General features: G+C 63.8%; 19 protein-coding genes. 10 read left to right on the plus strand and 9 right to left on the minus strand.

Going from position 1 to position 20,748, the window contains the following annotated elements; genetic code table 11:
• Window positions 1–41 precede the first annotated feature (41 nt).
• Genes hisS through hisG form a run of 3 tightly spaced genes read left to right on the plus strand, consistent with a single transcriptional unit; the run spans window position 42 to window position 3,324 of the window.
• On the plus strand, window positions 42–1,544 hold the full coding sequence (hisS, locus tag MXB90_RS07315; RefSeq protein WP_250042975.1) for a histidine--tRNA ligase: 1,503 nt from the start codon (window positions 42–44) through the stop codon (window positions 1,542–1,544).
• Window positions 1,544–2,620 (plus strand): ATP phosphoribosyltransferase regulatory subunit, encoded by a 1,077-nt coding sequence (locus tag MXB90_RS07320; RefSeq protein ID WP_250042977.1) that lies wholly within the window; start codon window positions 1,544–1,546, stop codon window positions 2,618–2,620. Before hisS ends, MXB90_RS07320 begins: the two co-directional genes overlap by 1 nt.
• A complete protein-coding gene (gene hisG, locus MXB90_RS07325; protein WP_250042980.1) occupies window positions 2,617–3,324 on the plus strand; it encodes an ATP phosphoribosyltransferase in 708 nt (235 codons plus the stop codon). Before MXB90_RS07320 ends, hisG begins: the two co-directional genes overlap by 4 nt.
• 136 nt (window positions 3,325–3,460) lie before the next feature.
• On the opposite strand, the gene MXB90_RS07330 is transcribed toward hisG, so the two are convergent.
• Window positions 3,461–3,883, minus strand: a complete 423-nt coding sequence (locus tag MXB90_RS07330) for a DUF1489 family protein (protein ID WP_250042983.1) — start codon at window positions 3,881–3,883, stop codon at window positions 3,461–3,463.
• Between the two features lie 128 nt (window positions 3,884–4,011).
• Between MXB90_RS07330 and MXB90_RS07335 the strand changes: the two genes are divergently transcribed.
• Window positions 4,012–6,276, plus strand: a complete 2,265-nt coding sequence (locus MXB90_RS07335; protein WP_250042985.1) for an adenosylcobalamin-dependent ribonucleoside-diphosphate reductase — start codon at window positions 4,012–4,014, stop codon at window positions 6,274–6,276.
• A gap of 318 nt (window positions 6,277–6,594) precedes the next feature.
• Entirely contained in the window at window positions 6,595–7,254 is a 660-nt protein-coding gene (locus tag MXB90_RS07340) for a hypothetical protein (RefSeq protein ID WP_250042988.1), read from the plus strand.
• Between the two features lie 238 nt (window positions 7,255–7,492).
• Here MXB90_RS07340 and MXB90_RS07345 read toward each other — a convergent pair whose 3' ends face one another.
• Window positions 7,493–8,785, minus strand: coding sequence for an NAD(P)/FAD-dependent oxidoreductase (locus tag MXB90_RS07345; protein ID WP_250042991.1), 1,293 nt, complete (start codon window positions 8,783–8,785; stop codon window positions 7,493–7,495).
• Between the two features lie 19 nt (window positions 8,786–8,804).
• Entirely contained in the window at window positions 8,805–9,413 is a 609-nt protein-coding gene (locus MXB90_RS07350) for a helix-turn-helix domain-containing protein (RefSeq protein ID WP_250042994.1), read from the minus strand.
• A 103-nt stretch (window positions 9,414–9,516) separates the two neighbouring features.
• On the opposite strand from MXB90_RS07350, the gene MXB90_RS07355 reads away from it, so the two are divergent.
• The 3 genes from MXB90_RS07355 (at window position 9,517) to MXB90_RS07365 (ending at window position 11,734) form a co-directional block, all read left to right on the plus strand.
• Window positions 9,517–10,281, plus strand: a complete 765-nt coding sequence (locus tag MXB90_RS07355) for an ABC transporter substrate-binding protein (protein WP_250042997.1) — start codon at window positions 9,517–9,519, stop codon at window positions 10,279–10,281.
• A gap of 68 nt (window positions 10,282–10,349) precedes the next feature.
• Window positions 10,350–11,003 carry an amino acid ABC transporter permease gene (locus MXB90_RS07360; RefSeq protein WP_250042999.1) on the plus strand — a complete coding sequence of 218 codons (654 nt, stop codon included), beginning with the start codon at window positions 10,350–10,352 and terminating at the stop codon, window positions 11,001–11,003.
• Window positions 11,000–11,734 (plus strand): amino acid ABC transporter ATP-binding protein, encoded by a 735-nt coding sequence (locus tag MXB90_RS07365; RefSeq protein ID WP_250043001.1) that lies wholly within the window; start codon window positions 11,000–11,002, stop codon window positions 11,732–11,734. The genes MXB90_RS07360 and MXB90_RS07365 overlap by 4 nt, the downstream gene beginning before the upstream one ends.
• Window positions 11,735–11,880: 146 nt before the next feature.
• Here MXB90_RS07365 and MXB90_RS07370 read toward each other — a convergent pair whose 3' ends face one another.
• From MXB90_RS07370 to MXB90_RS07395, 6 genes are read right to left on the minus strand one after another with little or no spacing between them, the layout of a single operon-like run.
• Entirely contained in the window at window positions 11,881–13,761 is a 1,881-nt protein-coding gene (locus MXB90_RS07370) for an ABC transporter ATP-binding protein (protein ID WP_250043003.1), read from the minus strand.
• 3 nt (window positions 13,762–13,764) lie between these two features.
• Window positions 13,765–14,655: a metallophosphoesterase family protein gene (locus tag MXB90_RS07375; protein WP_250043005.1), complete on the minus strand. Its 891-nt coding sequence runs from the start codon at window positions 14,653–14,655 to the stop codon at window positions 13,765–13,767.
• Between the two features lie 60 nt (window positions 14,656–14,715).
• Window positions 14,716–16,266 (minus strand): ABC transporter substrate-binding protein, encoded by a 1,551-nt coding sequence (locus tag MXB90_RS07380; protein WP_250043010.1) that lies wholly within the window; start codon window positions 16,264–16,266, stop codon window positions 14,716–14,718.
• A 43-nt stretch (window positions 16,267–16,309) separates the two neighbouring features.
• Complete coding sequence (locus MXB90_RS07385; protein ID WP_250043012.1) at window positions 16,310–17,191, minus strand: ABC transporter permease; 882 nt, start codon at window positions 17,189–17,191, stop codon at window positions 16,310–16,312.
• A gap of 3 nt (window positions 17,192–17,194) precedes the next feature.
• Window positions 17,195–18,127, minus strand: coding sequence for an ABC transporter permease (locus MXB90_RS07390; RefSeq protein WP_250043015.1), 933 nt, complete (start codon window positions 18,125–18,127; stop codon window positions 17,195–17,197).
• A complete protein-coding gene (locus tag MXB90_RS07395) occupies window positions 18,124–18,882 on the minus strand; it encodes an HAD-IIA family hydrolase (protein WP_250043017.1) in 759 nt (252 codons plus the stop codon). The genes MXB90_RS07390 and MXB90_RS07395 overlap by 4 nt, the downstream gene beginning before the upstream one ends.
• A 120-nt stretch (window positions 18,883–19,002) precedes the next feature.
• Here MXB90_RS07395 and MXB90_RS07400 point away from each other — a divergent pair, with 120 nt between their 5' ends.
• Window positions 19,003–19,923 carry a LysR family transcriptional regulator gene (locus tag MXB90_RS07400; protein ID WP_284040763.1) on the plus strand — a complete coding sequence of 307 codons (921 nt, stop codon included), beginning with the start codon at window positions 19,003–19,005 and terminating at the stop codon, window positions 19,921–19,923.
• Between the two features lie 240 nt (window positions 19,924–20,163).
• A partial coding sequence (locus MXB90_RS07405; RefSeq protein ID WP_462982238.1) for a phospholipase D-like domain-containing protein occupies window positions 20,164–20,748 on the plus strand: 585 nt, incomplete at its 3' end.

The raw sequence follows: 20,748 nt of genomic DNA on the forward strand, positions 1-20,748 counted from the left end.
ATCCGCTACACCCTCGGCCAAGAACAGCACAAGGTTCAGCCATGGCCAAGGACAAAGCCCCCCGTCGCCCGCGCGCGGAGACGCCGAAGGGATTTCGCGACTATTTCGGCGCGGATGTGACCGAACGCAAGCAGATGCTTGATACGATCGCGCAGGTCTATGAGGCGCATGGCTTCGACCCGCTGGAAACCAGCGCGGTCGAAACCGTCGAGGCGCTGGGGAAATACCTGCCCGATGTGGACCGCCCGAACGAGGGCGTCTTTGCCTGGCAAGAGGATGAGGGCGACTGGCTGGCGCTGCGCTATGACCTGACCGCGCCCTTGGCGCGCGTCGCCGCGCAGTTCCGCAACGACCTGCCCAGCCCCTACCGGCGCTATGCGATGGGCCCGGTCTGGCGCAACGAAAAGCCGGGGCCGGGGCGATTCCGCCAGTTTTATCAATGCGATGCCGATACCGTCGGCGCGCCCTCGGTCGCCGCCGATGCCGAGATTTGCGGCATGCTGTCGGATGCGCTGGAAGCCGTGGGCATCCCGCGCGGCGATTACATTGTGCGCGTGAACAATCGCAAGGTGCTGAACGGCGTGATGCAGGTGGCGGGCGTCTTTGACCCGGCCAATCCTGACCATATGCATACAGAACGCGGCATCGTGCTGCGCGCCATCGACAAGTTCGACAAGTTCGGCGAACCGGGGGTGCGCGCGCTGATCGGCAAGGGGCGGTTGGACGAATCCGGCGATTTCACCCCCGGCGCGGGCCTGTCGGATGAACAGGCCGATATCGTCATGGGCTTCATGTCCGCCAAGCGCGACACCGGGGCGGCGACGGCGGCGCGGCTGCGCGATCTGGTCGGTGGCTCGGTGCTGGGGATGGAGGGCGTTTCCGAACTGGAAACAATCGCCGAATTGCTGGACGGTCAGGGCTATGGGTCGGACCGTATCGTCATTGACCCCTCGGTCGTGCGCGGGCTTGGCTATTACACCGGCCCGGTGTTTGAGGCCGAGCTGACCTTTGAAATCCTGGATGAAAAGGGCCGCAAGCGGCAATTCGGGTCGGTTTCCGGGGGCGGGCGCTATGACGATCTGGTCAAGCGTTTCACGGGCCAGGCGGTGCCGGCCACGGGCGTGTCGATCGGGGTGGACCGGCTCTTGGCCGCGCTGCGCGCCAAGGGCCGCATCGGCGGAACGGTTCAGGGTCCGGTCGTCGTGACTGTGATGGACCGCGACCGGATGGGCGATTATCTGGCGATGGCGTCCGAACTGCGCCGCGCCGGCATCCGCGCCGAGGTCTATCTGGGCAATCCCAAGAACTTCGGCAACCAGCTGAAATACGCCGACAAGCGCGAAAGCCCCGTGGCGATCATCCAGGGCGGGGATGAGGCCGCGCGCGGCGTGGTGCAGATCAAGGACCTCGTGTTGGGTGCGAAGATCGCCGCGCAAGCCTCTTTGGAAGAATGGAAATCCCAGCCCGCCCAGGTCGAGGTCGCCCGCACCGACATGGTCGCCACGGTGCGTGCGATGTTGGGCCAGAACGTGACGGGGGCGTAATGGCCAGCAAATCCGACGCCCGCGCAACCGGCGCGCGCCTTCTGGACGCCTTTCGCGCCGAAGGCGCCGTCGAGGTCGATCCCGACATCCTGCAACCGGCCGAGGCGCTGCTGGATCTGTATGGCGAGGATATCCGCGCCCGCGCCTATGTGACCGCCGATCCCCTGCGCGGCGAGATGATGCTGCGCCCCGATTTCACCGTGCCGGTGGTGCAGGCCCATATGGCCAACGGGGCCGAGCCCGCGCGCTATTGCTATCTGGGCGAGGTTTTCCGCAAGCAGGATCATCGCGGCCCCGCGCGCACGGCGGAATATTTCCAGGCGGGATATGAGGTCTTTGACCGCGCCGCCCCCGAACAGGCCGATGCCGAGGTCTTTGCGCTGTTCGCCCGTCTGCTCGCGCCGCTGAACCTGCGCGCGACGATCGGCGATATCGGCCTGCTGACCGCCGCTGTGGCGGGGCTTGATACGCTGTCCACGCGCAAGGCCGCGCTGATGCGCCACATCTGGCGCCCGCAGCGGTTCCACAAGCTGATGGAGCGTTACGCGGGCCTGACCCCGGTGCCCGCCACCCGCGCGGCGCTGCTGGCGGGGCAGGCCGAGCGTGATGCGCCCTGGATCGGCCTGCGCTCGGCGCAAGAGCTGCAGGCGCGCCTGGACCGCCTGCGTGAAGATGCCGCCGCCCGGCCGATCGCCACGCAGGATGTGGCGCGCCTTGATGCGCTGTTCGCGCTGCGCTGCCCTGCGGACCAGGCGGTCGAGGCGCTGCGCGCGCTGGACATTCCCGCCCTGACCCCCGCCATCGCACGCCTTCAGGCGCGGCTTTCGGCGCTGGCGGCGCGCGGGATCGACCTGGGCGCGGTCGGCTTTGATGCCAGCCACGGGCGGACCACGATGGAATATTACGACGGCTTCGTCTTCACCTTCTCGGCCGCCGCGCCGGATTTGCCGCCGGTGGCTTCGGGTGGGCGCTATGACGCGCTGACGCGGGTGCTGGGGCAGGGCAAGTCGATCCCGGCGGTGGGCGGGGTGATCCGGCCCGGCCTGGTCGCGGACCTTGGGGGGTTGGACGCATGACGCTGAAGCTGGGCGTGCCGTCCAAGGGGCGGCTGATGGAACAATGCTTTGACTGGTTCGCGGCGCGCGGCGTGCGCCTGCGCCGGACCGGGTCGGATCGCGAATATGCCGGCGCTGTTGATGGCGCGCCGGGGGTCGAACTGGTGCTGCTGTCAGCGGGGGAAATCCCGCGCGAACTGGCGGCAGGGCGCATCCATCTGGGCGTGACCGGGTCGGATCTGGTGCGCGACAAGCTGGCCGACTGGCAGGCCCAGGTCGCCGATCTGGCGCCGATGGGCTTTGGCCATGCCGATCTGATCATCGCGGTGCCCGCCTGCTGGGCCGATGTCGATACGCTGGAGGATCTGGATGCCGTGGCGCATGCCTTCCGCCGCGCGCATGGCCACCGGCTGCGGATTGCCACGAAATACCACCGCCTCGTGCGCGAATTCCTGACCCGCGAGGGTGTCGCCGATTATCAGCTGGTCGACAGCCAGGGCGCGACCGAGGGCACGGTCAAGAACCTGACCGCCGAGGCGATCGCCGACATCACCTCCTCGGGGGAAACGCTGCGCGCCAACCACCTCAAGATCCTGTCGGACGGGCTGATCCACCAAAGCCAGGCGACGCTGTTCGCCGCCCGCGCGGCCGACTGGTCGGGCGACGGACAGGCGATCCTGCGCGCCTTCTGCGATCGTCTTGGTCTTGGCGCGCCCGAACTCTGACCCCGGCTGTCCTTCGGCTTTGTTCAAATATCCCGGGGGGACCGGGGGGCTGGCCCCCCGGCCTGACCGCCTGTGGTGACCCCGGGGGTTTTGCACCCCCGGACCCCCGCAGGATATTTGGGCAAAGCCGAAGGGATCAGCGCAGGCCGATTTCGGACAGGGCGGCCATCAGGGCGCGGGGCAGGGGCTCTTCGCGGTCGCGCCCCCGAGGCAGGTCGCGCGGGGCGTCGGCGGGGTTCAGGTAGCGCCAGCCCTGGAAGGGGCGGCGGGGCTGGGCCTCGGTGCGGATCACCTCGGGGTCTAGCTGGATGGCGCAGCGGGTGATGCCATCGGCACCGGTGCGTTCGCGCAGGCCCACGATTCGTTGCCGCGCCAGAACCACGCCCTTGAACACCCAGTAAAGCGAACCGCCGGCCAGGATTTCCTCGGCTCGTTTCGGCCACATCCGGGTGACGTGTTCGGCCACGCCGCCGCCGAAATGCGCGGTCTGCCAATCGGTCAGATCCTCGACCCGTTCGGCGCCGACGCAAAGCTTGATCATGTGCAGCGGATCGGCCATTTCGTTCTTCCCCAGACTTTACCCGCTATATAATGCGGTCTGGCGTCGGGGCAATCGTTGACCAGCCCCGGCGCGGGGCGTATCTTGTCGCCTCTTCCCGAAGCAGCGCAAGACCGCAAGGAGCCCGCATGACCCGCTTTGCCGCCCCGATCGCCGAACAGATCTGGGATATGAAATACCGCCTGAAAGAGGCTGACGGCAGCCCGATCGACGCGAGCGTGGAGGATACCTGGCGGCGCATCGCGCGCGCGCTGGCCGCCGTTGAGGCCGATCCCGCGCAATGGGAAGAGCGCTTCTATGCCGCGCTGGAGGATTTCAAATATCTGCCCGCCGGCCGGATCACCGCCGGCGCCGGCACGGGCCGGTCGGTCACGCTGTTCAACTGTTTCGTCATGGGCACGATTCCCGATTCGATGGCGGGCATCTTCGACATGCTGAAGGAAGCCGCGCTGACGATGCAGCAGGGCGGCGGGATCGGCTATGATTTTTCCACCATCCGCCCGCGCGGGGCCGAGGTGAAGGGCGTGGCGGCCGATGCCTCTGGCCCGCTGTCGTTCATGGATGTCTGGGACGCGATGTGCCGCACGATCATGTCGGCGGGCTCGCGTCGCGGTGCGATGATGGCCACGATGCGCTGCGACCACCCCGATATTGAACAGTTCATCACCGCCAAGCAGGATGCAGCGCGGCTGCGGATGTTCAACCTGTCGGTACTGGTGACCGATGCCTTCATGCAGGCAGTCAAGGCCGACGGGCCCTGGGATCTGACCTTCGGCGGCAAGATCTATCACACCGTGCAGGCGCGCGACCTGTGGAACAAGATCATGCGCGCGACCTATGATTTCGCCGAACCCGGCGTGATCTTCATCGACCGCATCAACCAGATGAACAATCTGAACTATTGCGAGACGATCGCGGCCACCAACCCCTGCGGCGAACAGCCGCTGCCGCCCTATGGCGCCTGCCTGCTGGGGTCGGTCAACCTGGCGCGGCTGGTCACCGATCCGTTTACGGCCAAGGCCCAACTGAACCCCGCCGCGCTGGACGATCTGGTCCGGCTTGCGGTGCGGATGATGGACAATGTGGTCGATGCCAGCCGCTTCCCGCTGCCCCAGCAGGCCGAGGAGGCGCGCAACAAGCGCCGGATCGGGCTGGGCGTCACGGGCCTGGCCGATGCGCTTTTGATGCTGGGCCTGCGCTATGGCAGCCCCGAGGCCGCGGCCCAGACCGAAGCCTGGATGAAGCAGATCGCGCGGGCGTCCTACCTCGCCTCGGTCGATCTGGCGCGCGAAAAGGGCGCCTTCCCGCTGTTCGATGCCGACCGCTATCTTGCCTCGGGCAACATGATGAAGATGGATGAGGACGTGCGCGACGCGATCCGCACCCATGGCATCCGCAATGCGCTGCTGACCTCAATCGCGCCCACGGGCACGATCAGCCTTTATGCGGGCAACGTGTCCTCGGGGATCGAGCCGGTCTTTGCCTATGCCTACAAGCGCAAGGTGCTGCAGAAGGACGGCTCGCGCACCGAGGAAGAGGTGGTCGATTACGCCGTGCAGATGTGGCGTGACCTGAAGGGTGATGCGCCCTTGCCCGATTATTTCGTGAACGCCCAGACGCTGGCGCCGCTGGATCACGTGCGGATGCAGGCGGCGGCGCAGAAATGGATCGATTCCAGCATTTCCAAGACGATCAACTGCCCCGAGGACATTTCCTTCGACGATTTCAAGGATGTCTACATGGCCGCCTGGGATCAGGGCTGCAAGGGCTGCACCACCTATCGTCCGAATGACGTGACCGGGTCGGTCCTGTCGGTGTCCGAGACCGAGGAAAAGGCGCCCGAGGCCGACAAAGGCGCCGAGGTGGTCTATCTGACCGAGCCGCTGGACCGCCCCGCCGCGCTGGAAGGGTCGACCTACAAGCTGAAATGGCCGGGGTCCGAGCACGCGATCTACATCACCGTCAACGACATCATCCAGGCCGGCCACCGCCGCCCGTTCGAGGTGTTCATCAATTCCAAGAACATGGAACATTTCGCCTGGACGGTGGCGCTGACGCGGATGATCTCGGCGGTGTTCCGGCGCGGGGGCGATGTGTCCTTCGTCGTCGAGGAGTTGAAGGCGGTCTTCGACCCGCGCGGCGGCGCCTGGATGGAAGGGCGCTATATCCCCTCGATCCTGGCGGCGATCGGCGGCGTGATCGAACGTCACCTGATCTCGATCGGCTTCATCGAGGGCGAGGGCATGGGCCTGAAGGTCGACCCGCATGCCGAACGCATGGCGGTGGGCGACACGCCGCGCGCGCCGGCATGCCCCAGCTGCGGCGCCTATGCGATGCGGATGATCGAGGGCTGCATGACCTGCGCCGATTGCGGGCACAGCAAGTGCGGCTGATGCGGCTGGGCAAGGGCTGTTGTGCGGCGTCGCATCAAATGGCCACTTTCAGAGGTTTTCTGTCCATTCTGATCGCATAACGTGACCACCGGAGCCGAAGGTTCCGGTGGTTCTCTTTTGTAATCAATGCGTTGTGTAGACTTGCGGAAACCTTGTCGAAACCGGTTTGTGAGGGCCGGGCTAGCGGCGACTTTGCTCGCGACATCGATGCGCTCGTGCAGTGGGCCTAGGGCAGCTATCCAGAAGGCGACGAGACGCCCGATCGACATCGAGGCGGACAGCCGGACCTATGGAGCATTCGATGAGCTGCACGGCGCAGTGGACCCCGCCTCCTTCGCGGATCTGCTCCAGCGCTCGGCAAATACCCATCACGGAGTGGTTGGTCCCGAGTTTGTTCAGAAGTTGATAGGAACCTTTGAAAAAAGCGGGGATCAGATCTCGGCCCTCATCGAGAAGCGCGCCAAGACCTGGCTCGGTTGTCTGGCCTTCATTCCCGACGGGCAGACGCAGCGGGTCGCAAAGAGGTTTGCAGTGATTGGCGTGGCCGGCGAAATCGCGACGGTGTTCGGTCTCACGGGTTGGAACAAGGGGGACGCATTGAGTGCTGCAAAAGATGGATTCCATGACTGGTATGACCGCCGTTACGGCGGTCTGCATGAAGAGCTCGCGGCCAGCGTCGCTGCGCTGAAGCAGTTCATGGACACGCATCTTACTGGCTTGCCCATGGTCGCGGGACCGCACGGTGGGGGTGAGCCGAAGGGGTGGCGCGATACGAAGTTTCTCTATCTGACCCCCAAGACTTGGGTGGAGATTTTCCATGGGGCCGACAGCTCGAAAGTCGCTCATGCTCTCAGGGAAGCGCAGATGCTGCGTCCGGAGGGGAACCGGCCGTTGCGTAAGGCCCCGCGTGCCATCCCCGGTCGGCCCCGGCTCTCCACGCTGGACATCGAGCGGGTTCAGGCCTTCAAAGCAGGCTGAAGATTGCGGTGCGGGACCGGACCAGAGCCGGTCCCGCTTGCTATCTGGTCCCGCGGTCCCGGTGGCCCCGGCTGTCTGGTTATCAGACCATTTGATGTCGGCGCAGACGCGCGGAGCGAGTCACTGCCAGGTATGAGGGGGTAGGGGCTCCTTCTTGTCCTAAGCGTCGCGACCGCGCCCCAGTGGCTCGCTCAGGGCCTTTGGAGGGCAGGGCGAACAGAGAGGCCGCCCGCCGGATTCAACGATCCAGGGCGTCTCGGAATCGCGCCCACGCCACTGTCCCGACAACGGCTGGTTTGCGCATGAAGTAGAACGGGATTGGTCTTGGAAGTGTGATTGGGAAATCAAGATCTCGTTCGGGAACGCCGCTCGCCCAGTCGGCCATCACCTTGCCAAACGCTGTTCCCATGGCGACCCCGCGACCGTTGAAGCCAATGCCTGCCAATACATTCGGAGACACGAGGTCAAGGTGGGGGTAGTGATCCTTGGTCATCGCCACGAAGCCGCCCCATGCGTAAGACCAGTTCACATCGCGTAGCTGTGGATAAAGCTTCACGGAAGCGTCACGAAGCGCCTGCATCTGATGCAGAGTGCCTGTTTCAGAATATGCCCCGCGTCCGCCCATCACGAAGCGACCTGCGGGGTCTTTCCGGAAATAGAGCAGAAGTCGGCGGCTGTCCGAGGCTGAGTGGCCGTAGGGCAGAATGGATTTGGCAACGTTGTCTGGCAGGACATCGGTCGCCACCTGGATCGAGCGGATCGGAACGACCGTGCGGCGCATTGGCGGCACCAGTCCATCTGTATAACCATTCGTGCACAGAAGAACCTTGTCAGCACGCACGCTGCCGCCCGCTGTGCGCAAAACGTGGTGGTTGGACATGGATTGCATGCTTGTGACACGGCTATGGCCGTGGATAGCAGCACCCGCACGGATCGCCGCATCCGCCAGCCCCAAGGCATAGTTTAGGGGGTGCAGATTGCCACCGCGCTCGTCGATCATGGCGTTGCGATAATAGTCCGTGCCCAATAAATCGGCGGTTTCCTCGCGAGACAGCATCCGCAGCGGTGCACCACGACGGACCCATTGCGTAACACGATTCCGGACGACATTCTCGCTTTGCTCGCTGTGAACGGGCTGAATCCAACCCGTCTGCGCGGCGGCGCACTGCATGCCGTGGCGTGCGATCAGGTCGAAAACGAGCTGCGCTGCCCCTCCGGACATGGCGACCATCTTGCTGCCCATATCCTGGCCAAAATGCTGCACGATCGTATCCGGATCTTCTTTCAAGCCCGGGTTCACCTGACCGCCGTTCCGCCCCGAGGCGGCCCAGCCAGGGGTCTCGGCTTCCAGAACGATCACGCGCTTGCCGCGTTCAGCGAGATGCAGCGCCGCCGAGAGCCCGGTAAAGCCGCCGCCGACGATTGCGACATCGCAGCTGTGTTCTCCTTCCAACGGAGGGCAGTCGGGCGAGGGGTTCGCGGTCGCTGTCCAGAGCGAGTTGGATATGACCTCGATTTCATTCCTGATCATGTTGTCGCCTTCCTTTCGCTCAATAAACAGCGGGGGTTACGATCCAGAGTGCTTCGGTTACCTGATCACCCTCACACCAGAACCGGATCATCTGTCGTGCGTCGAATGCGAAGCTATCGCCCTCGTTGAGACGCATCACTTGGCCATCGACTTCCAAGCAAAGCACGCCCGAGAGGACGGTGCCACATTTCGCCCCTTCCGCGTGATTGTATGGAGTGTCGCCCGTGGAACCGCCCGGGCGGATGACCAGGCGCATCATCTGGATTCCTGCGCAGGCGTCCGGCGTCATCAGTTCCTTGATCATGCCTTTTGATCCAAGGTCCAGAACCCTGCGCTGATGTTTCCGCACGACGATCGCACTGTCATTTGCGGCGTCGGGCGTATCGAACAGCCACCCCACCGGCATCTCCAGAGCACCGCAGATAGAGCCGAGCGAACGCACTGATGGCATCGTCAACCCCCGTTCGATCTGACTCAGCAGGCCGATTGACACCTCCGCCCTTTGCGCCACCTCCTTGAGCGACAAGCCCCTGACTTTTCGGCGGAGCCGAAGCTTCGAGCCGATGTCGTTGTCTGCGGCTGAGGCCGGTGCGGGGTCGTGCTCGGATGGTGCGGTGGTAGCATTCATGCGGTTGACAACCTCTATGTAATTTCGTCAGACTGAAATAAGTCGACCTGAATTTCAATATATATCTAACCAACGCAGGTCGCGCAACGCAACGGGAGATACCATGACACATCTGACTCGTATTGTTCGCGGTGCAGCAGTGGCTCTGTTGACCAGCGGCTTCGTTACTGGCGCTACGATGGCGCAAGACGTGACCCACAAGGTTGGCTCGACACCCTCTGGCGTTCCCTTCACCTTCCTGGATGTGAAGACCAACCAGATCGATGGAGTGATGGTCGACATCATCCGGGCGATTGGCGAAGATCAGGGCTTCAAGCCGGAGGTCGAGGCAACGCAGTGGAGCGCGTTGATTCCTTCGTTGACCAGTGGAAAGATCGACATCATTGCCGCCGCCATGTATGCAACCGAGGAGCGCGCCAAGGTCGTAACGTTCACTGACACCGTTTACACCTATGGCGAGGGCCTTTTCGTCAAGAGCGACGATGCCGGCAGCTACAAGAGCCTGGACGACCTCGCGGGCAAGACGGCCGGTGTTCAGGTCGGAACCGCTTATGTCGAACCGCTCAAGGTCAGCGGGAAATTTGCGGATGTGAAGGTCTATGACACCATCGCCGATATCATGCGCGACGTGGCGCTTGGGCGGATTGACGTCGGTTTTGGGGACCGGCCAATCGTGGCCTATCAGCTGTCCCAGAGCGCGTCCGATGTGCGTCTTGTCCCGGAATATGAAAGCCAGGTGACGGGCAACGTCGCGATCGCAGTTCGTCAGGATGACGCGGATCTTCTTGCCAAGATCAACGCTGGTCTTGCCAACATCAAGGCCTCGGGGAAGCTCGACGAAATCATCGCGAAATGGGGCATCAACTGACCCTGGCATCGGGGCGGCGTAGGTTTTCGCCGCCCCTTTCAGCATGAACTAAATCCGCAGGAGGTTGAATGACGGGGTTTTTCACTAAGGCGGGTGATTATCTGCCGATCCTGATGGATGGTGTGTTCCTGACGCTGATCGTCACGTTCTTCTCGGTCATCCTGAGCACGGTTTTGGGTTTTGTCTGGGCCATCATGATGTGGTCCCGGATCCCGGTTCTGGCGGGCATCAGTCGGACGTTCATCACCGTCATTCGCGGTATCCCGATCATTGTGCAGCTGTTCTACATCTATTTCGTCATGCCCGAAGTCGGGCTCAACCTTACCGCGGTGCAGGCGGGGATCATCGGGCTGGGTATCGCCTATTCTGCTTATCAAGCAGAGAATTTCCGCGCAGGGATTGAGGCGATCGACCGTGGGCAGATTGAAGCCGCACACTCGATCGGCATGACAGACAGTCTTGTGATGCGTCGGGTCATCATGCCACAGGCCGTCCGGATCGTCCTGCCGCCGTTCGGCAACACGATCATCATGATGCTGAAGGATTCCTCGCTTGTCTCGACCATCACGGTTGCGGAACTGACCCGGCAAGGCCAGCTGATTGCGGCCTCGACGTTCGACAACATGACCGTCTTCACCTTGGTGGCATTCATCTACCTTGCCCTGAGCCTTCCGCTCACATTCCTGACCCGGCATCTTGAACGGAGGTATTCCCAGTCATGATTTCAGTTCAGGACATCTACAAATCCTTCGGATCGCTCGAGGTGATCAAAGGGGTCAGCTTCGACGTTGCGAAGGGTGAGGTCGTCTGCATCATCGGACCGTCGGGATCGGGGAAATCCACCATTCTGCGCTGCATCAATGGCCTCGAGACGTATAACCGTGGCGCGATCACGATCGAAGGGGCCAAAGTCGACCCCGAGGATCGTTCGATCGTCGACATCCGAACGCAGGTCTCGATGGTTTTCCAGCGCTTCAACCTTTTCCCGCATCGAACCGCGCTGGAAAACGTCATGGAAGGCCCGATTTTCGTCAAGGGCGTGAAGCGTTCCGAAGCGCGCGATCAAGCGGTAGAGCTGTTGGAAAAGGTTGGCTTGGCGGGCAAGTTCGATACGCGCCCGGGTCAGCTATCGGGCGGACAGCAACAGCGCGTGGCGATCGCGCGCGCCCTGGCGATGCGTCCGAAGGCCATTCTATTCGATGAGCCGACTTCCGCCCTGGACCCCGAACTGGTTGGTGAGGTTCTCTCTGTCATGCGCGATGTCGCCTCGGAAGGCATGACGATGGTTGTCGTGACCCATGAAATGGGGTTCGCCAAGGCCGTTGCCGATCGGGTCTTGTTCCTGGAATCCGGGACAATCGTCGAACAGGGGTCCCCCGATGAGGTGTTGCGCAATCCGCAGCATCCGCGCACGCAGGACTTTCTGCATCGGGTGATCCACCCGATGGATTGACGCACAGGTGCAAAGAGCGATCGCTGTCAGGCGACTTCGGTATGCAATGCGGATGCGGGGCGGGCTATTCGGAAAGGCAGCAGTGCGGGATCGGTGGCGCGACGAGCTTTCGCAAACGCCACTTTTGGGGGATCTCAGGCGCGCGATTACGTTCCTTGGCGCTCCTTGTCGCGTGCGCCCGACTGCGCGCCTTCGTGTGCCCTTTGGCGCACGCCGTCGTTCGCATCTGAAGAGGTCGGAAAACGGTTAGTGCGCCCCGCCAGTGTCGCAAGCTTCTCGCCGATGCCGTCGACCGCCACGAAATGCCCGGTGCTGATCTCTACGGTTTCAAACCGTTGCGGCAGCTCACCAGCTGGCAAAAGCAGCCTCGGTCGGGCGATCTCCATGCCGAGCGCATCGATAGCGGTTCCGCGCCGGGCGGGGTCGGGCACAGGCACGGCAGCGAGAAGCTTGCGCGTATAGGGATGGACGGGGCGAGAAAGCACCTCGGCTGTTGGTCCGGTCTCGACAATCTGGCCCCCGTGCATCACGGCGATGCGGTGGCTGACGCGTTCGACCACAGCGATGTCGTGGCTGATGAACAGGAACGAGACGCCGGTTTCGGCCTGCAGGCGTGCCATGAGGTCGGTCACCTGACGCGCGACCGAAACATCCAAGGCCGAGACAGCTTCATCAGCAACGATCAGGTCCGGGCCTGCGGACAGCGCGCGGGCGATGCACAGGCGCTGGCGTTGCCCGCCCGAAAACTGATGCGGAAACCGGTCGAGCGCATCTTGTGGCAGACCAACCTGTGCCAGCAGATCGGCCGCCAGGTTACGGCTTTCGGCGGCGGTGGTGCGTCCGTGGATCAGGGCGGGCTCGGTGATCAACTTATGAACTGGAAGGCGTGGATTAAGACTGGCGAAGGGGTCCTGAAAGACGATCTGGGCGTGGCGACGGTGCGCGCGCAGGTCTGCGGCAGAAAGCGCGGTGATATCCTCGCCCGCCAGCCTGATGCGCCCCTCCGCGGGTTCGACCAGCCGCAGCACCGCGCGCGCAAGCGTTGATTTCCCGCAGCCGGATTCGCCGACCAGCCCCAGCGTCTCTCCGCGTTCGATCCGCAGCGAAACGCCGTTGACCGCGTGATAGGTCTGACCTGACTGAGGCAACAAGCCGCCACCCACGCCAAAACGCACGGCAAGATCCGTCACTTCGAGCACGGGATCCGCGCGTTTCAGGGCCTTCGGCGCGCCGCTTCCCAGTTTTGGCGTCGCCGCCATCAGCCGCTGCGTGTAGGGCGCTGCGGGGCGGGCGAAGACGTCGTGCACCGGGCCTTCTTCCTGCTTTTCGCCATTGGCCAGCACCACGACCCGGTCGGCCAGTTCGGCGACCACGCCCATGTCATGGGTGATGAACAGGACACTCATTCCGGTTTCCGCCTGCAGGCTGCGGATCAGGGCCAGGATCTCTACCTGGTTGGTCACGTCGAGCGCTGTGGTCGGCTCATCGGCGATCAAAAGGTCCGGTCGGCAGGCAAGGGCCGCAGCGATCATCACGCGCTGGCGCAGGCCTCCGGACAATTCATGCGGGTATTGGCGGAGGCGACGCGCAGCCTCGGGGATACGGACCTTTTCAAACGCCTCCTGCGCGGCGCTCAATGCCGATCTACGATCGAGTCCCTGATGCAGGCGGATCACCTCGGCCACCTGTTCGCCAAGAGTAAGCACTGGGTTCAGCGCGGTCATCGGCTCCTGGAACACCATCGAGACGCGGTTGCCCCGCACCTCGCGCATCTGCCGGTCGCTGAGGGCTGCGAGATCAAGTTGGGGCGTGCCGTGAAGCAGGATGCGCCCCTGCGCAATCCGCCCGCCCTCACGCTCGATTAACCGCAGGATCGCCAACGCAGTCGCGGATTTGCCGGACCCGCTCTCCCCCACCAGAGCGACGGTTTCGCCGCGCTCGACAGAAAAGCTGAGGTCTTTCACGGCGGGATGCGATCCGAAGGCGAGCGAGAGGTTCTCGATGCGTAGCAGGGGCGGGCGTGTCATGGGTCAGGCTCCGTTTGCAGGGGCGCGGCGGGCGCGCAGTTCCGGATGGCTGTTGAAATCGGGCAGTGGCGGGGTCCAGCGATGTGCCTGCGGACGGAAACCGAAGCGGAACGGATCGTCCCCGACCACTTCCCAGGTCACGGTCTCGCCCAGTTCGATCATGCCCATAGCCCCGGCCGGCTCGCCCCCGGTGGTGAAGCTTTCGGTCAAGGATTGCTGGGTCAGATGGGTGATGCCGTCCACCGTCGTGACCGTGTTCCAATGCACATGCCCCGCGATGCAGACGACCGGGACGCGGGCCAGAGATAGCGCAGTGCGGGCGCGCTCGGCCATCGGATAGGTCGAAGAGCCGGGGTTGTTCTGGAAATAGTAGTTTCCGGTCTGGGCGTGGCCCGAAACCGGGACGTGGCTGACCACAAGCGTCGGGCGGTCGGCTGCCTGCATCGTGCGCGCAAGCCAGACCAGATCGGCCTCATCCAGAAGGAAGTTCTGCCCGCCCGGGACCAGCGCCTCGTCGCCACGACGGATGCGGCTGTCGGCGCGCCACAGAACGATGCGCCAGCCTCCAAGGTCCTGCACCTCATGCCCGAGAGCTTGCCCCAGGATCGCCTCGTTTTCGGCGACGCTGAGGTAGTCACGATCATGGTTGCCATTCAGATGCCAGATTGGCGCCTTGACCGCGCGGAAAGCCTCGGCCACTTCGGCCTGAAGTTTCAGGTCGGTTTCACGGTCCACGTCAGAGATGCGGTCGCCCATGTCCAGAACATGGGTGGCGCCGGTGTCATCCACGTAACGGGCGAATTCCTCCATCAGCGGCAACGCCATGTCGCCGCGCTTGGCGGTCGAGGGCTGGCCGTGATGGATGTCGGTGACGATGGCGATGCGAACAGTCATGGTGTTTTCCTTGATGAAGATGGACCCGCCACCACAGTAGGGTGGCGGGTCCGGCCTGTATCAGTTGGTCAGCGCGACCGAACCGGCGCGGAAATCCAGCACATAGGGAATGTGGCCGGGCTTCGGCGCCCAGTTCAGATCGGTCCGCATCGCCCAGCTTTCATAGGGGCGATAGAGCGGCAGAACGGCCGGGTCCTTCGCCATGTGATCCATCAGCTCGGCATAGGCCGCCTTGCGCGCCTCGATGTCCTTCGAGAACCGGAAGCGATCCCAGATCTCGGCATAGGTTTCGTCCGTGTTGAACCGGCCTTCGGATTGCGAGGGGCCGCCGGGCGCCCACATCACGCCGAAGCTGCCAAAGGGGTCGTTGAAATACATCGGGTTCGACCAGTTCCGTGCCATCATCTCGGGGTCGTTGCCGGACCATTTCGGCAGGTCGCGGATCGAGGCCTTGATCCCCACGGCATTCCACATCTCGGTGATGGCCTGCGCGGCCAGCATGCCGTTGGTGTAGTAAGATCCCTGGGTGTCAAACGTAATCTCGGACCCGTCATAGCCCGCCTCGGCCAGCAGTTCCTTGGCGCGTTCGGGATTGTATTCGAAGGTCTTGAGTTCGGGCATGTAGAACGGACCGAACTCTTCCATCGTGTGGCTGTCGGGCACGACAGCCTTGCCCAGCCAGAGCGCCTCGTTCAGAAGGTTGCGGTCGATCGCCAGCATCAGCGCCTGACGGATGCGGGCATCCTGCAGCTTGGGATGGTTCTGGTTCATGATCATGACGTGGAACAGCGGCGTCGCCCCGCCCACGACCTTCAGCGTCGGATCGGCCTCAATGGTTGACAGCTGGTCGGGCGCGATGTTGGTGGCGATGTCCGCCTCGCCGGTGCGCAGCGCGGTCAGGCGGCTGGCCACTTCGCCCACCTGGATCACGTTGACCCGGTCCAAGGGGGCCTGCTCGCCCCAGAAGCCGTCAAACCGTTCCCAAACGATCTTCTGGCCCGGGACGAATTCGGCGATGCGGTAGGGGCCGGTTCCGACCGGGGCCATTGCGAAGGCCTCGTAATCGCTGTCTTCGGCCACCTTCGGATCGCCGGACAGGGCCTTGGTGTAGTCTTCGGGAATGATGAAGGTCTGCTGAAGGTTAAGCAGCGTCTCGAACAGGGGCTCCTCGCGCTTGACGTGGATGCGCACGGTGTGGTCGTCGACCTTCTCCGCGTGGTCAAAGTTCGACAGGCGGTCGCGCATACGCACCTGGTAGGGCGGGAACGTCGCCTGGAACATGCGGTTGAGCGAAAACACCACGTCATCCGCAGTCATCTGCTCGCCGTTGTGGAACGTCACGCCCGGGCGCAGCTTCAGCTCCATCACAGTGGGCTCGATCAGCGTCCATTCCGTCGCAAGGCCCGGTTGCCATTCCGGATCGGCCTTGGAGTAATCCTTGTGGATCAGCGGGTCGAAGCTGTTGAAATAGAACTGCGAGCCGACGTTGGAATGGTCCTTGCCCGGGTCGAGGTAGGACGAGACATTCGCGGCCGCGACCGTGAGTTCCGCAGCGCCCGCCATGCCCGACAGGGCGGCGACAAGCGCTGTAGCAGTCAGAAGGTGTTTCATCGGTCAATCTCCTTCGGAGGGTTGAGAGGGGAGGTCGTAAGGCTCAGCGGGCCCGCAGGCGCACGTCGGCGCGGTCGCGCAGCCAGTCGCCAAGGATCTGGACACAGAAAGTCACCGCCAGGATCAGCAAGGCCGGGGCCAGGACGATCCAGGGCGCGTTGGGCATGTAGTCACGCCCGACACCCACCATCGCGCCCAGCGTCGCGGTTGGCGGCTGCACGCCAAGGCCAAGGAAAGACAGGGTGCTTTCCAGCAAGATGATGTTCGACAGGCTCAGGGTGAACTGCACCACCACGGGCGAGACCACATTGGGCAGCACATGGGTCAGCGCGATGCGCAGCGGGCTGGCACCCGCCGCCCGGGCTGCTTCGATAAAGGGCATCTGCATCAGGCGCATGACCTCGCCGCGCAGAATTCGCGCATATTGCTCCCATCCAGCCAGGCCGAGAACCAGCACCATGACGGTCAGGGAGGACCCGAAGACCGACAGCATGAACAGGGCGACCAGCGTGAACGGAATCGCGATCTGGGTATCGACTGCCGTCATGATCACGGCGTCGATGCGCTTGCCCGCAACGCCCGCCAGAACGCCCAGGAGCCCGCCCAGCATCAGCCCGAGCGTCGCGCCCATCAGGGCAAGCGACAGGGTGAGCCGCAGCCCATAGAGGCAGCGTGACAGCAGGTCACGGCCCAGTTCATCCGTGCCAAGCCAGTGGCCCGGGCGGGCACCCTCGAAGCCAAGTGGCGGGCGCAGGCGCGAGATAAGGCTTTGTGCCGTTGGATCGAAGCCCGCGATCAGGGGCGCTGCCAGCGCGGCCAGGGCCAAGGCTGCGCCAAGCACGAGGGCCAAGCGCTGGATGCGGTCGCCCGAGGCCCAGAAGGCGCCAAGGGCCGTGTTGCGGGCGATCATGGGGAAAGCGGTCATGGATTATCTCCGCGCGCCACTGCGGCGCAGGCGCGGATCGGCCCAGGTGTAGGCAATATCCACGCAGGTGTTGATGAGGATCACGGCCAGTGCGACGGTCAGCACGCCGAATTGCAGCACCGGGTAGTCCCGCCGGATCGCGGCATTGACGAGCAGCTCGCCCATGCCGGGCCAGGCGAATATGGTTTCCACCACAACCGAGCCGGAAGCGGCGAGCGCCGCGATCTGAAGGCCCACCACCGACAGGATCGTGATGCCTGCGTTGCGCAGTCCGTGCTTGACCACGACACGCCCCTCGTCCAACCCCTTGGCCCGCGCCGTGCGCATGTAGTCTTGGCCCAGCACGTCGAGCATTGCATTTCGGGTAAAGCGCATGATGGCTGCGATCATGGCCGCCGAAAGCGTCACGGTGGGCAGGATGAAATGCCAGGGTGTTCCGTTGCCCACGACCGGCAGCCAGTTCAGCCAGAATGCGAAGACCAGCACCAGAAAGACCGCGAGCACGAAGTTCGGAACTGCATAGCCCATAAAGGCCACGGACATCACGGCGCTGCCGATCCAGCTGTTGCGCCACAGGGCCGCGACTACACCCAGCGGAATCGCCAACAGCAGGGTCACCGCCGTCGCCGCCAGCAATAGCTGCGCCGATGGCCAGAGCCGTTCCGCGACCATGGTCGAGACAGGGCGACGCTCGATGAAGGACAGACCGAAGTTGCCGTCGAAGAGCGCCCCAAGGAAGGCGCGATACTGATCCCACCAGGGCCGGTCCAGTTCGTAATAGCGGATCAGCGTGGCGCGATCTTCGGCGCTCAAGCCTTCGCCGATGATGAAATCCAGCGGGCTGCCTGACATCCGCGTGGCAAAGAACACCAGCGTGACGATGACAAAGAAGGTGAAGGCCGCGCGGAAAAGTCGGCGCAAGGCAAGCGTGATCATGCGAAGACCTCCTCACTTTGGAAAACACTGCCGGGGCGCCGTAGCAGGACGAAGTCGATACCGGCACGCTGCGCGGCGATCCCGTCCGTCTCGGGGGTATCCCCGAGGAAAACCGCCTCCGAGGCCGCAACACCTGCCCTTGTCAGGGCAATCCGCGCGAGGTCAGGTTCGGGCTTGCCCATCGCCGGCATCGCAAGGCCGGGCAGTGCAGCCCGCAGCGCCGCCATCAGGGCCCCGGTTTCGGGCACGGGAAAGCCTTCGGCGTCGGGATGACTGGGATCGGGATTGGTTGCGACCACCGGCAGGCCGCGCGCAGCGTGATGCATCAATCCTGTCAGATCGGAAAAGGAGAAACCCGGATCTCGCGCAAGAATAGCAAGATCTGGCGCGGTTAGATCCTCGATCAGGCCCAGTCGCGCGGCCAACCTGCGCAGAACCGGGGAGGCATACAGGGCCACGCGCGCCCCAGGCCGGTCCTCTGCGATCCGGCGCAGGGTCTCTTCCCCGGCAAGCAGGATGCGGGCGGGGGCAATCATTAACCCCATGCTTGCCAGCCGGGTAGACAGCGTCTCTGCTGTATCGGTCGAGTTGTTCGACACGATCCAAAGCCTCTCTCCGCAGCGTGCGAACAGTTCCGACACGAAAGGCAGCACTGAAGTCCCGGAGATGAGACAGCCATCGAGATCGGATAGAACCGCCGCGCGCTCTGGCCCGTCACCCGCAAGAAACTGCCTCAACCCGATTGCTGTCGTCATCCTTCGCCGCGCCTTCCATTCTCGATTCGCGCCATCCGTGCTCCGACGCGTCCTTGTTGGGTTCGTGGTAGGCGGCGCGTGTAACCGCGCTGTTACGGATCACGGTTAGACCTTCACCTCATGAAACCCTTGCCCTCACCCGATCCCATCCGCGCACTGACGCTTCCCCGGCTCAGGGCGCTTCTTGCCGTTGTCGAAGCAGGCAGCTATTCCGCCGCGGCCCGCTTGCTTGGCCTGTCGCATTCCGCTGTCGCGCAGCAGATACGGGACCTGGAGGCCGCCTTTGAGGTGCATCTCTTTGACCGGGTGAATGGCAGTCTTCGGGCAACGCCGCTGTGCAGCGAGTTGTGCGATATCGGTCAGCGCATTCAGGAGGCGGAGCGCGATGCACTTCGCGTTCTGGGGCGGCGAACCGGGGCGGGGGCACATCTGCTGCGCGTGGGCCTAGGCAACTCCATGCCCGGGATCGCGATCATCGGGGAGCTGGTCACGGACCACCCGTCGGCGTCGGTCGTCGTGCAGACCGGATCGCACCGCAGCATTCTGGGCGCGCTGTTGCGGCGCGAGGTGGATGTCGCTGTGCTGCCGGATCTGCCGCCCGACGCGCGCTTCCGGCGCGCGCCCGTGCTGACGCAAGAGGTCGTGGCGATAGTCAGTGCTGATCATCCTCTTGCAAGTCAGGCGCGGGTTTCGCTGGCCCGTCTGGTGCAGGAGCCGCTGATCTTCCGCTCGGCTGGCTCATCGACCCAGAAAGTCGTCGATCGTGCCCTGCGACTTGCGGGCCTATCCGCACAGCCCCGTCTGGTCGCGGACACGCGCGACGGCGTTTACGAGGCGGTCGCCACCGGCATAGGTGTCGGGTTCATGTGGCGTCACGGCACCTATCGTGCCGATGCGGTCCGACGGCTGGAAGTCGCGGAAATGCGCGCACCCGTCGAAGAGGTGGTCTTCGCCTTGTCCGATGAGCGCGGGCCCTTGGTCGAAATGTTCTTTCATGCCGCAGAACGGCTCAGGCTCGCAGGCGCGGAAAAGGAAAGCTGACATCGACATGCGCGTCGCTCGCGAGACGAACTTCTGAGCCGAAGGATCAGGGATTTCTCGCTTCACATCGTGGCCCAAGATGCAACGATATGCCCTGCGACCCTCCACAGGGCACCGATGCGGGATTGGGGAACGGCAGCAGAGCGGGATCGATGGGGCGTGGAATTGGCTTTTCCCTGCGCGGAGCCTGGACAGCGGGCCGAAAATCTCTAACCTGGCGGCTGCTTCGAGGTTTTCGCATTGCCAGATCTGTTTCCAGATTGCCCGATCTGCCGCACCGCGGGTGCCTTTGCGGCGCCCAGGCATGTAGCGCGTTGGGTTGATCTGACGGCGACCGAGCAGTTCGCCCTTCTGGCAAAAATGGGTGAGGCGCTTGCTGCGGGCGCGACTGGATTTCAGATGGTCGTCGAATACGGCCATTTGAAGCTGCGCGAGATGGGATCACCGAGCCGGGCGCGACTGGCAACAGGTGCCGATGATCCGCTGTTGCCCCTGATTGCCAAGAGCATCGACGATGCTGAACGCGTTGACCTGGCGATCGCCTTTGCGATGGCGTCTGGGGTCCAACTGATCGAGCCGTGGTTTCGTGACCTGCTGGACCGAGGTGGCCGGCTTCGGATCGTGGTCGGCGACTATATGGACGTAACGGAACCTGCGGCGCTGCATCGGCTGTCCGATCTCGAAGGCGCGGCGGTGCGTGTGTTCGAGACAGGAACAGGCAGTTTCCACCCCAAGGCCTGGCTGTTTCGGGCCGAGGCTGTGTGGAAACGCGGTGTTGACGTCGGAGGCGTGGGCGATTGGAGCACTTCGGGCCACCGCGCTCGT

The sequence above is a fragment of the Phaeovulum molybdatiresistens genome (genome assembly GCF_023544865.1).
In the GTDB taxonomy this organism is placed as follows: Bacteria; Pseudomonadota; Alphaproteobacteria; order Rhodobacterales; family Rhodobacteraceae; genus Pontitalea.